8 protein-coding genes are annotated in these 13,457 nt (G+C 38.6%); 7 read left to right on the top strand and 1 reads right to left on the bottom strand.

The genetic code is table 11. From position 1 onward, the window contains the following. Window positions 1–37 precede the first annotated feature (37 nt). Together mfd and DES39_RS03680 are read left to right on the top strand one after the other, a co-directional pair. The gene (mfd, locus tag DES39_RS03685; RefSeq protein WP_121144397.1) at window positions 38–3,481 is read left to right on the top strand and encodes a transcription-repair coupling factor; all 3,444 of its coding nucleotides are present in this window, start codon (window positions 38–40) and stop codon (window positions 3,479–3,481) included. Between the two features lie 21 nt (window positions 3,482–3,502). Continuing rightward, window positions 3,503–4,852, top strand: coding sequence for a DUF945 family protein (locus DES39_RS03680; RefSeq protein ID WP_121144396.1), 1,350 nt, complete (start codon window positions 3,503–3,505; stop codon window positions 4,850–4,852). 75 nt (window positions 4,853–4,927) lie between these two features. On the opposite strand, the gene DES39_RS03675 is transcribed toward DES39_RS03680, so the two are convergent. Further along, window positions 4,928–5,539 carry a riboflavin synthase subunit alpha gene (locus DES39_RS03675; RefSeq protein ID WP_121144395.1) on the bottom strand — a complete coding sequence of 204 codons (612 nt, stop codon included), beginning with the start codon at window positions 5,537–5,539 and terminating at the stop codon, window positions 4,928–4,930. A gap of 243 nt (window positions 5,540–5,782) precedes the next feature. Between DES39_RS03675 and crcB the strand changes: the two genes are divergently transcribed. From crcB to DES39_RS03650, 5 genes are all read left to right on the top strand, one after another. Next, window positions 5,783–6,163: a fluoride efflux transporter CrcB gene (crcB, locus tag DES39_RS03670; protein WP_121144394.1), complete on the top strand. Its 381-nt coding sequence runs from the start codon at window positions 5,783–5,785 to the stop codon at window positions 6,161–6,163. A gap of 115 nt (window positions 6,164–6,278) precedes the next feature. Beyond that, window positions 6,279–6,740: a SulA-like leucine-rich domain-containing protein gene (locus tag DES39_RS03665; protein WP_121144393.1), complete on the top strand. Its 462-nt coding sequence runs from the start codon at window positions 6,279–6,281 to the stop codon at window positions 6,738–6,740. 393 nt (window positions 6,741–7,133) lie between these two features. After that, a complete protein-coding gene (locus DES39_RS03660) occupies window positions 7,134–8,045 on the top strand; it encodes a DMT family transporter (protein ID WP_121144392.1) in 912 nt (303 codons plus the stop codon). 314 nt (window positions 8,046–8,359) lie between these two features. Next, the gene (locus DES39_RS03655; RefSeq protein ID WP_147405418.1) at window positions 8,360–9,715 is read left to right on the top strand and encodes an MFS transporter; all 1,356 of its coding nucleotides are present in this window, start codon (window positions 8,360–8,362) and stop codon (window positions 9,713–9,715) included. A 26-nt stretch (window positions 9,716–9,741) separates the two neighbouring features. Then, a complete protein-coding gene (locus DES39_RS03650) occupies window positions 9,742–13,449 on the top strand; it encodes a nitrate reductase subunit alpha (RefSeq protein ID WP_121144390.1) in 3,708 nt (1,235 codons plus the stop codon). Window positions 13,450–13,457: the final 8 nt, after the last annotated feature.

Below are 13,457 nucleotides of genomic sequence, written 5' to 3'. Positions count from 1 at the left end.
TTTTAAAAATTCATAATCCTTTTATTAAGATTGCTACATGTCAAATATTATACTGCCAAAAGCCGCTGGTGAGACACAAGAGTATGGTCAACTTGTTGGTTCATCACTATCCCTATTTTGTGCTCAAATACTAGCACGTCATCAAGGCCCAGTGGTCATTGTGACGGATGATATGCAACAAACTATACGCTTAAATGAAGAGTTAAAACAGTACTCACCTTATCCATCAATTCTTTTCCCTGATTGGGAAACATTGCCGTATGATAGCTTTTCACCTCATCAAGATATTGTCTCTGAAAGATTATCATGTCTTCATCAATTATCATCGTTTCGTCAAGGGGCTTTGATTTTGCCCATGAATACCATGATGCAAAAAGTTTGCCCTCATACCTATCTTAGTGGGCATGTATTTATGATGAAAAAAGGACAACGGATATCACGAGAAGATCTCAGAGTTGAACTTGAAAATGCGGGCTATCGGCATGTTAGCCAAGTGATGGAACATGGGGAATATGCCACACGGGGAGCACTTTTTGATATTTACCCGATGGGCAGTCGTTCCCCATATCGCATTGATTTCTTTGATGATGAAATCGACAGTATCCGTATTTTTGATGTTGAAAGCCAGCGTACCCTTGATGAGATTGACCAAATCCAATTGCTACCAGCTCATGAATTTCCATTTGATAAAGCAGCTATTGATCTGTTTCGTAGCCAATGGCGGGAAAATTTTGAAGTTAGATTAGAGGCAGAAAGCATTTATCAACAAGTAACTAAAGGCATTTTACCAACGGGTATTGAATACTGGCAAGCACTATTTTTTACCGAACCGCTGGCACCATTATTTAGTTATCTGCCCGATAACACATTATTTATTACTACAGCAAATGTACATCAATTTGCTGAAAAGTATTGGCAAGATATACAAAACCGTTATGAAAGCCGCAAAATTGATCCAATGCGCCCTTTACTGGCACCTGAGAAAATTTGGTTAAAAGTCGATGAAGTTTTCTCACAATTTAAACAATACAAACGTGTTGTTATTAGCCACGATAGATTAAGTAACAAAAAAGCGATTAACCTAAACTATCAAGCTTTACCAGCGCTTGCCATACAGGTTCAGCAAAAAGATCCTTACCAACAATTTAGCCAGTTTATTGATCATTATCAAGGTAAGATTGTCTTTTCAGTTGAGTCCGAAGGGCGACGTGAAGCGCTACAAGATATCATTAGCAAAATTAAGATCTATCCGAAATACCGTGAAACTTTATCTAATCTGACATTTGATAGCGAACGATTTTATTTAACAGTTGGTGCAAGTGAGCAAGGCTTCATTGATGTTGATCAGCAATTTGCTTTAATGACCGAAAATGAGCTACTTGGTCGACGTATTATTCGTCATCGAAAAGAAAACAAACAAGCGATCAATACCGATAATTTAGTGCGCAGCCTTGCTGAATTAACACCGGGTAAACCCGTTGTACATCTTGAACATGGGGTTGGTCGATATGCAGGTTTAACGACGCTTGAAACCGGCGGGATTACGGCAGAATATTTGGTGATTTTGTATGCCAATGAAACAAAATTATATGTCCCTATTTCATCATTAAACTTGATTAGCCGTTACTCTGGTGGTAATGAAGATAATGCACCATTAAATAAATTGGGAACTGATGCTTGGAGTAAAGCGCGCGAAAAAGCCGCTGAAAAAGTCAGGGATGTGGCGGCTGAGCTCCTAGATATCTATGCTCAGCGAGAAGCAAAGCCCGGATTTGAATTTAAGCAAGATCGCGAACAATACGAACTATTTCGCCAGGGATTTGCTTATCAAGAGACCGATGATCAGCTTAGTGCTATTAGTGCGGTAATTAGTGATATGTGTTCGCCAAATGCAATGGATCGTTTAGTGTGTGGAGATGTTGGCTTTGGTAAAACCGAAGTGGCAATGCGCGCTGCATTTTTAGCCGTAATTAATCATAAACAAGTTGCGTTATTAGTTCCCACTACTCTACTCGCTCAGCAGCATTATGAAAATTTTTGTGATCGATTTGCTAACTGGCCAATTCGGGTTGAATCACTCTCTCGCTTTAAAACGGCTAAGCAACAACAACAGATATTACAAGCTTTAGAAGCAGGTAAAGTGGATATTGTTATTGGTACCCATAAACTGCTACAAACTGATGTAAAATGGCATGACTTGGGGCTCTTAATGGTTGATGAGGAGCACCGCTTTGGCGTAAGGCAAAAAGAGCGAATTAAGGCCATGCGTGCCGACGTTGATATCTTGACCTTAACAGCAACACCGATCCCAAGAACGCTCAATATGGCCATGAGCGGCATGCGTGATCTTTCAATCATCGCCACACCACCCGCAAGGCGTTTAGCGGTAAAAACCTTTGTGCGTGAATATGATCATTATGTCATTCGAGAAGCCATTTTGCGTGAAATTTTACGTGGTGGTCAAGTGTATTATTTACATAATGACGTGGCCAATATAGAACACACAAAAGAAAAGCTTCAAGAACTGATTCCCGAAGCACGTATTGGCATTGGACATGGGCAAATGCACGAACGTGACTTAGAACGCGTCATGAATGATTTCCATCATCAACGGTTTAATTTACTCATTTGTACAACAATTATTGAAACCGGTATTGATATTCCTAATGCAAATACCATTATTATCGAACGTGCTGATAAATTTGGTTTAGCACAGCTGCATCAATTAAGAGGCCGAGTTGGTCGTTCATATCATCAAGCCTATGCCTATTTGCTTACCCCACCGCCCAAAGTACTGACAAAAGATGCCCAAAAACGCTTAGAAGCCATTGCCACTTTAGAAGATCTTGGCGCGGGTTTTGCATTAGCAACGCACGACCTCGAAATTAGAGGTGCAGGTGAATTACTCGGTGAAGATCAAAGTGGTCAAATTGAAACGATTGGCTTTACCCTCTATATGGAATTACTCGATGAAGCGGTGAAATCATTAAAACAAGGTAAAGAACCATCGCTTGAATCACTATTGAATAGTCAACATACCGAAGTTGAATTGCGCCTACCAACGTTAATACCGCAAGATTTTATTCCTGATGTCAATACGCGTTTATCGCTTTATAAACGCATAGCCAGTATTGCGGATCTTGATGAGCTGATAAACATAAAAATTGAAATGATAGATCGCTTTGGCCGTTTACCTGATCCTGTGCAATTTTTATTAGATGTCACGAAGATTCGATTTAATGCTATGCAACTTGGTATTAATAAAATTGAGTTCTCAGAGAAAGGTGGTTATATTGAATTTGGTAAAAATAATCATATTTCGATCGATTACTTAATTGGAGAGATACAAAAAGCACCAAAAATTTATCGTTTAGATGGACAAAATCGATTAAAATTGTTAAAAACTGAGCTACAAAAACAACAACGTATCGATTATATTCAGACTTTGCTCAGTCAGTTTGCTTTGCACTGTGAAGATTAATTTACTAAGGAACTTTTAGTCATGAAAAAAGGAATGATTGCCCTTGCTATCATTATTATACTAATTATTGGGTATATCGTTGCATCTTGGTACACCGGTAATATGATCCAAAATCAATTTGAGCGTAAAATCACTCAATTACAAGAGAAGATAAACCAAAATCCGTATCTGTTAAATGTTGAATTTCAATATGATGACTATAAAAAAGGCATCTTTTCAACCTCTTTTCATATTAAAGTAAACAATCCTAAAACGCATCATACTCTTGTTGATGATGTGGTGATTATCTATCATGGCCCTTTGCCATGGAGTGAGCTAAAAGCCGGTCGTTTTTTACCCAAAATGGCTGCTGTTTTTTATCGAACCTCACAAGACGGCAATGAAAAGCTTTGGCAAGCTTCTGGCGATCAGCCTTTTATGACATTAAATGCTAGTATTGATTATTATGATAATATTAATATTTTGGTCGCAAATCAGCCAATCAATTATACGGATGATAAAGGCCGTCACTGGCAAACAAGCCAAAACAATTTAGTCGTCTCGATTGATAAACAGTTCGACAACATGTCGCTTAATGGTAGCATTGGGCAATTAATTATGGAAAACAGCTCAGCTGCTATACAAAGAATTTCTGTCAATAATTTGAGTTTATCAGGTAAATATATCACCGAGAGTGATCAAACCCATAATCTTGATCAACAATTTCGATTGGATGAATTATCGTTACTATCTAGACTTAACAATGATGAAAATAAATTGAGCTTTAATAAGTTAGTGTTGACTTTTGAAAATACTCAAATCAACGATACACTCAGTGGCAAATTATTAACTTCTGTCGACAGTTTATCTTTTGATCAGCAAAACTTAGGCAAAGGGCAAATGCTAATTGGGTATACGTTTGATAAAAATGACCTCGATAAGCAAAATATGCTTGCTAGTTTAGATAAATTTTCATGGCATACTCAACAAGGCGAACTGAATGCTAATTTTGCAATTCAGATTAAAGAGGTATCATTAAAATCGTATAAACAGTTAACTCAAGATGATATTGTACTTGCGACTTCGCAAGTTAATTTTCCACTCAAACCGCTTTCTTATCTATATGCGCAGCTGATGAATCCAAAGCAAAATGAGCCGACTCAAAACGATATCGACTCTGCATCCCAATTTATCACTGTATTTTCACAGCTATTTTTAAGTAATTCACCATTAATCGATGTCAATGTTAATTCAGAAAATAGCGATGAAAATGGCTTATTTATTGACTTGTATTATTCAAAAGAGAAACAAGAAGCTCGGTTAAAAGGTAAAGCATTAACAATCAGTCAATTTTGGCAAGCGATTAATCACAATAAACTGCCCCATTTTTAATGGTATAAGATGCAGCATATTTAATGTGCTGCATCTATGTATTAGTTGATAGCTCTGTCAAATAATCAACAGATATTACGCTTGCTTTTGTGCTAAAACGCGTTCAACTGTGGCCACAATCGCTTGGGTTTGAGAATCGATTTCAATATTAACTAAATCCCCTACTTGTTTATTTTTAAGTGTTGTAATTGCCAAAGTTTCTGGAATCAAATGAATACTAAAACCACTGTCAGTTACATTTCCAATCGTTAAACTCGCACCATCAATGCCAATAAATCCTTTATACAAAATATATTTCATTAATGATTTTGGTAACTCAAGTACCATTTCACAATTGGTCATACTGCGATTAATCACCTTAATAATGGCAACCCCAGAAATATGGCCTGACATCACATGCCCCCCTATCTCATCACCATATTTAGCGCTTCGTTCAATATTTACCAAGTCACCGATGACTTTACCCCCTAAGGTAGTTAATGCTAGTGTTTCTTGAATAATATCAAATGTCACGCAGTCATGACTAAAATGAGTGACAGTTAAACAACAACCATCGTTCGCAATCGATGCACCAATTTCAATATGATGAGTTAAGTGTGATGGTAACTTAACTTGATAGGTACGTAGCTGATCATGATCTGTAATATTAACAATTTCGCCGATGCCTTGTACGATGCCCGTGAACATATTTATTATCCCTTTAACTGTGTGTCTGTTATTATTCTACCATTAAATTTTAGTAATAATAACCCGTCAGGTTATAACTTATCCGCGAAAAATGAGCGCATTGTCACTTTTAAAACGACTAAGATTAACTTATGATAATGTTACTGATGAGTCAGGATAGCTGTGCCGAGAAATCCAATATCCTTATGGCTCTTTTTGGCATATAATATCTCTTTTTTTGACATGAATGAATTAGGATAGTCTATGTTAAAAGCCATTATTGCCATTGCTATAGGCTCCGCTGCTGGTGGTATATTACGTTGGATTTTATCTAACAAGTTTAATCATTATTATACGATTCCATTTGGTACGTTATTATCAAACTTAATTGCAGGATACATTATTGGTTTTGCCATGTCATTATTGAGCAATTTTCCGAGTATTTCGCCTGAGTGGCGGCTACTGATCATCACCGGATTTTGCGGCGGGTTATCAACGTTCTCGACCTTTTCTGCTGAAATTGTGAACTTTTTACAAAAAGGCCAAATTACCCTAGGAATAAGCGCGATTGCCATTCATGTGATTGGTTCGATCATCATGACGATACTGGGTATTTTGACTTACCAACTCATTAAGCAGGGCTAGTCGTAATGGCGTTGTTATTTGTACAATAGTGAGTTAAAAATTATTCAATGACTATTTACTTTGCCAAAGCACTGTATTAATATACACTGTATATCAATACAGTCATGAGGCTATAATGTTAAGAATAAATAAATTAAAATTAGCTAATCAGATCTATTTAGCCAAAAAAAATCAACTTGATAGCATTGGTTTTGATACCCCTTTACAGCAAGTATTACAACAACAAACTTTATTATTACGGCTACTTAATCAGCAACATAAATGGCAATTATGGTTATCAACAAGGCCAATGCTGCAGCGGCGCTGGATAAAACAAGCGGGTTTACAAGAAAAAAAAGTCGTGCATTTATCTAACGTAAATCGCCTAAATATGATTAGTATAGTAGAAAAGGCTCTTCTGAGTAAAACGTCAAGCTATATTGTCGCATGTATTGATGATCCTTTGAGCGAAAATGATACGTATCGTCTACAGCAAGCAGTCAAATCCAGTGGTACCCATTTATTTTTAATTGATAGTCATTATTCAACTTATAATAAGTTTATGACAATGTCTTTGGCAGTGAATCCTATTCATTAAGCGCTCTCAATGTGCCGCCCTAATTTATGCCAAAATTATCAAATGAGCAATTGGCGCCTATTTATTGCTCATGCTTTGCCGATCATCAGCATTAATGGACTAATAATTGTCGGTTTCTCATCTTGATAAAAAAAAGAATTAACTACATAATATCAGAGCTGAAATAGTTGAAAATGATACCAAAATCAACATACAAAAACGATAATATTAAATATGCAAACAAAAAATGATATTTTAAACTATCAAAGAGTAAGAACGATGTAAATGAGAGCCCCTTTTCAATATCAATGATAATGCCTTTTACCAGTTGTACTTAAAATGTTTAAATCTCTTTTAATTTGTTTAAAAAATCGATACCAATTCAATTTCTTTATGCTCCGGTGATTAAATATAATGCTAAGTACATCTTCCACGCTTAAGTCACAGCTACTGTTATTACTTATTTTAGTAACGCCGCCATTTTTGTGGGCAGCTAATTTCATTGTTGGTCGTGCAGTTAATGGAATTATACCACCAATCACTCTCTCTTTCGCGCGTTGGATAATTGCTACATTGATTATTTTACCCTTTGCAATTAGTGCGCTGAAAAAAGATGCTAGGCGCTATTATCAGTATCGTTGGAAAATTTTATTTATTTCGATCTTAGGTGCAGCGGCCTTTAACTCATTAACTTATGTTGGATTACAATACACTACTGCGACAAACGGATTACTGATTAATTCATTTTGCCCAATGTTAATTGTGTTACTTGGGGTGATATTTTACCGACATGACTTACCATTACTGCGTCTATGTGGTCTGATTTTATCGTTTATTGGTGTTGTTATCATTGTCCTCAAAGGCAATTTTGATAACTTATTAACACTGAATTTTGCCAAAGGTGATATCATTATTTTTATTGCTGTCGTTTGTTGGGCGGTTTATACACTTTTACTTAAAACGTTACCTAATGATATCGATAAAATTGGCTTAACGGCCCTGCAATTTATTCTTGCAACGATTATTATTTCACCTTTTTTTATTAATGAATTTGTTCATAACCAACGTTTAACGTGGAGTCTTTTTTCTGCTAGCGCTATTGTTTATGTTGGTATTTTCCCCTCAGTGGTGGCCTTTTTGCTTTATACACTAGCGGTTGTCAAAATCGGTGCGGCGAAAACTGGATTATTTCTGCACTTGATGCCGGTTTTTGGTGCATTATTAGCCTTTGTTTTTTTAGATGAACGACTTTTTTCATACCATTTTATTGGTATCGTTTGTATTTTTTGTGGCATAACGCTCTCAAGCTATCAAAAAAAATCTTGATAACTATCGCTTAACACGGTGCGTACATGTAAGCGCGCTACACTCTCTTTATTTTATTCATTCTATTTTGTAATAACGAATTATTAAGCAATTATTGTTTTTTTGTGCCATTAATTGCTTTATTTAGTCGTAAATTTTTTGGGCCAAATAATGACGCAACACTCCAATTTTAAAGGTTTTTTACTGCGTCTACCGCTTAAGTAGTAATCCTTCAAGATTAATTACATTCCTCCCCTTTTTTCTTACACTAAGCCTATTAATTGTGGGGTTATTCCATAATCAGCTATATGAATTAAGTGAATCAGGAGATAAGTATGAGTAAATCAGCACAAATCATCGAAAAATGGGCACCCGATGATAAACAGTTTTGGGAACAAACGGGTAGAAAAATAGCAACCCGTAATTTATGGATATCCATTCCTTGTTTATTACTCGGATTTTGTGTGTGGATGCTCTTTAGTATTATTTCGATTCATCTTAATGATATCGGTTTTAATTTTACCAAAGAACAACTGTATCTATTAGTGGCTATTCCGTCCGTATCAGGTGCACTATTTCGTGTGCCCTACTCATTTGTGATTCCAATATTTGGGGGCCGCCGTTGGACAACCTTTAGCACTATTATTTTAATATTACCGTGTATTTGGTTAGGTTATGCCGTGCAAGATCCTAATACACCTTATATCATCTTTATTATTATTGCCTTATTGTGTGGTTTAGGCGGTGCAAATTTTGCATCAAGCATGGCCAATATTAGCTTTTTCTACCCAAAATCTGCGCAAGGCGGAGCATTGGGTTTAAATGGCGGTTTGGGCAATATGGGTGTTAGTGTTATCCAACTAGTTGCCGCATTAATCATTTTTGTACCGGCGCTAATTGGTGATGGGCAAACATTAAGCAATGGTAATAGTATTTGGGTTCAAAATGCCGCCTTTATTTGGGTTCCTTTCTTGATTATCTGCTCGGTGTTTGCCTTAGTTGGTATGAATGATCTCTCTACCTCAAAGGCGTCATTTAAAGAACAAGCGGTTGTATTAAAAGATGGCACGATGTGGACACTAAGTTTACTGTACCTTGCAACATTCGGATCATTTATTGGTTTTTCAGCTGGCTTTGGCGTATTAAGTAAAACCCAATTTCCAGACGTTGATATTAGCTTGCTCGTATTTGCCGGTCCACTTGTTGGCGCTATTGGTCGCCCATTAGGTGGCATGCTATCCGATAAATTTAACGGCATTCGCATGACATTAATCAACTATATCTTAATGATTATCTTTGTCATTGGCGCATTTGTCATGTTACCTGGCGTTGTTAGCGAAAAAGGGATCTTTTTAGGTTTTTATTTGATGTTTTTATTACTGTTTTTTACAGCCGGTTTTGGTAGTGGTTCTACTTATCAAATGATTGCTGTCGTTTTTAGACAACATATTTTCGAAGACAGCCTTAAATCAGGTGCAAATCAAGAAGCAGCGAACAAACATGCTGTAACCATGACAGCAGCAGCACTTGGATTTATCTCGGCAATTGGCGCGATGGGCGGCTTTATTATCCCACAACTTTTTAGCTTATCAACCACGCTAATGGGCACCGCTAACTATGCCTTAATCGTATTTTTGATTTTTTATATTGTCTGCGCACTGATTACTAAACTTAACTATAAAGCGCAATAAGTCACCAAGTTATTGGGAGCAAGATTATGAGTAAATTTATTGATCATCTTAAATTTTTTAAACACTCGAGCGGAACCTTCGCTGAGGGTCACGGAAAAACTGAATCGGTTAACCGTGATTGGGAAGATGCGTATCGCCAGCGCTGGCAGCATGACAAAATTGTCCGCTCAACCCATGGCGTTAACTGCACCGGTTCATGTAGCTGGAAAATTTATGTTAAAAATGGGCTGGTAACTTGGGAAACGCAGCAAACGGACTACCCAAGAACTCGTCCTGACTTACCGAACCATGAACCACGAGGCTGCCCACGAGGCGCGAGCTATTCATGGTACCTCTATAGTGCCAATCGGGTAAAATATCCTTTAATTCGTAAGCAATTGTTATCACTTTGGCGTGAAGCGAAGCAGCAATATGCCGATCCTGTTGATGCCTGGCAATCGATCATTAGTGATACGAGCAAAGGTCAATCTTACAAAACCAAACGAGGTAAAGGTGATTTTGTCAGAGCATCATGGCAAGAGGTTAACGAATTAATTGCCGCATCAAATATTGCGACCATTAAAGAGTTTGGTCCAGATAGAATTGCGGGGTTCTCACCGATTCCAGCCATGTCGATGGTCTCGTACGCCGCGGGTGCACGTTACTTATCACTAATTGGCGGCGCATGTTTATCTTTCTATGATTGGTATTGTGACCTGCCCCCTGCTTCTCCGATGACGTGGGGTGAACAAACTGACGTGCCTGAATCAGCTGACTGGTACAATTCGTCGTATATTATTGCCTGGGGCTCAAATATTCCGCAAACACGAACGCCTGATGCGCACTTCTTTACTGAAGTCAGATATAAAGGCACGAAAACAGTCGCTATTTGCCCTGATTATGCCGAAGTATCTAAGTTTGCCGATGAGTGGATTGCGCCACAACAAGGCACAGACAGCGCTCTCGCTTTAGCGATGGGGCATGTTATTTTAAAAGAGTTTTATCTCGATAATCCGTCTGAATACTTTTTAAATTATGCGCGTCGTTATACCGATTTTCCAATGTTGGTTAAGCTTGAAAAACGTGACAATGGCACATTTGCTGCCGGATCATTGCTGCGTGCAGACGATCTGGTTGATAAACTCGGTCAAGCCAACAATCCTGAGTGGAAAACCGTTGCCATTGATGAGCTAACACAATCACTGGTTGTTCCACAAGGTTCTGCAGGTTTTCGCTGGGGTGAAGAAGGGAAATGGAATTTAGAGGCAAAAGAAGGCTTAAATCAAAATGAAGTCCGTTTACAACTCAGCTTATTAAATCAGCATGATGAGGTTGTCGATGTAGGTTTCCCTTATTTTGCTAGCGAAAACCAAAAATACTTTAAACATGTACCACTTGATAATGTGCTATATCACAAATTACCGGTCAAATCGATTACCTTAGCGAATGGCCAGCAAGCTTACGTGGCAACCGTGCACGATTTAATGCTAGCAAACTATGGCATCGAACGTGGCTTAAATGATGATAATGCAGCAAGCAAATACAGTGAAATTAAAGCGTACACCCCAACTTGGGCAGAAAAAATTACCGGCGTGCCAGCAGAGCGTATCATCACCATTGCCAGAGAGTTTGCCGATAATGCCAATAAAACTCATGGCCGCTCAATGGTTATCGTCGGGGCTGGGCTGAATCATTGGTACCACATGGACATGAACTATCGTGGTTTAATCAATATGCTGATTTTTTGTGGTTGCGTCGGTCAATCTGGTGGTGGCTGGGCACACTATGTTGGTCAAGAAAAGCTACGTCCACAAACGGGATGGTTACCGCTAGCTTTTGCGCTTGATTGGCAGCGTCCACCTCGTCATATGAACAGTACATCGTTCTTTTATAATCATTCAAGCCAATGGCGCCACGAAACGGTTTCGGCTAAATCGTTATTATCACCGCTGGCTGACAGTTCAAAATATAGCGATAGCCTAATCGATTTTAATATTAAAGCGGAGCGTTTAGGTTGGTTGCCTTCTGCCCCACAATTGAATGTTAACCCGATTAAAATTACAAAATATGCTGCCGAACACAATCAAGATCCAATCAGCTATACCGTCGATGCCTTAAAACAAGGTGAGATTAAATTTGCAGCGCAGTCTCCCGATGACAATCGTTGCCATCCAAGGCAGCTCTTCATTTGGCGTTCTAATTTACTCGGCTCATCAGGTAAAGGTCATGAATACCTACTCAATTATTTACTCGGTACGGAGCACGGTCTGCAAAATACCGATTTAGGTAAACAAGGGATAGTTAAGCCAACGGAGCTTGAGTGGCAAGATAAACCCTTAACTGGTAAATTGGATTTAGTGGTTACCCTTGATTTTAGAATGTCGAGCACGTGTTTGTTCTCTGATATCGTGTTACCAACCGCAACATGGTATGAGAAAGACGATCTTAATACATCAGATATGCACCCATTCATCCATCCGCTCTCGGCAGCAGTGGATCCAGCGTGGGAAGCGAAAAGTGACTGGGAGATTTATAAAGGGTTTGCCAAAGAGTTCTCAGCCCTGTGCCCTGGCCATTTAGGCGTTGAAACGGATATTGTCACCCTACCCATTCAGCATGACTCTGCCGCTGAGCTAGCGCAGCCTTATGATGTCAAAGATTGGCTTAAAGGAGAGTGTGACCTCATTCCAGGCAAAACCGCACCTCAATTCATCAAAGTTGAACGCAATTACCCTGAAACCTATCACCGCTTCACCTCGATTGGTCCACTACTTGAAAAACTCGGTAATGGCGGTAAGGGAATTAGCTGGAACACCGAAAATGAAGTCGCCTTCTTAAAAGCACTCAATGGCACAAAGGACAATGGTCAGGCTAAAATTGATACTGCAATTGATGCGGCAGAAATGATTTTATCACTCGCACCAGAAACTAATGGTCAAGTTGCCGTTAAAGCCTGGCAAGCACTAGGTAAAGTTACCGGACGTGATCATACTCATTTAGCATTAAATAAAGAAGATGAAAAAATTCGCTTTAGAGATCTGCAATCACAACCCCGCAAAATCATCTCTAGCCCAACTTGGTCTGGCCTTGAAGATGAACATGTGTCTTATAATGCCGGTTATACTAACGTACATGAGCTCATTCCATGGCGTACGATTTCAGGCCGACAACAACTGTATCAAGATCATCAATGGATGCGTGACTTTGGCGAAAGCTTATTGGTCTATCGCCCACCAGTGAATAGCAAATCGATTGAGTGTATGCAGGAATATAAGTCAAATGGTAATCCTGAGTTAGCGTTGAACTTTTTAACGCCACACCAAAAATGGGGAATCCATTCAACGTATAGCGATAACTTAATGATGTTGACACTCTCTCGCGGTGGACCGATTGTCTGGTTAAGCGAAATTGATGCACAAACACTTAAGATTGCCGATAACGATTGGGTTGAAGCCTTTAATAGCAATGGTGCTTTAACCGCCAGAGCCATTGTCAGTCAACGAATCCCATCGGGCATGATTGTGATGTATCACGCTCAAGAGCGTTTGATTAATCTCCCTAGCTCCGAAATTACCGGGCAACGAGGTGGGATACATAACTCAGTCACACGAGTATATCCAAAACCAACACATATGATTGGTGGTTACGTGCAGCAATCTTATAGTTTTAATTATTATGGCACCGTAGGTTCTAACCGCGATGAGTTCGTCATGGTAAGAAAAATGGCTAATGTCGATTGGTTAGATGAGAAGTAGGAGGCAAA

Source organism: Orbus hercynius, assembly GCF_003634275.1.
Classification (GTDB): domain Bacteria; phylum Pseudomonadota; class Gammaproteobacteria; order Enterobacterales; family Orbaceae; genus Orbus; species Orbus hercynius.
The sequence above is the reverse complement of the archived record's forward strand: the minus strand, read 5'-3'. Positions and strand labels throughout refer to the sequence as shown.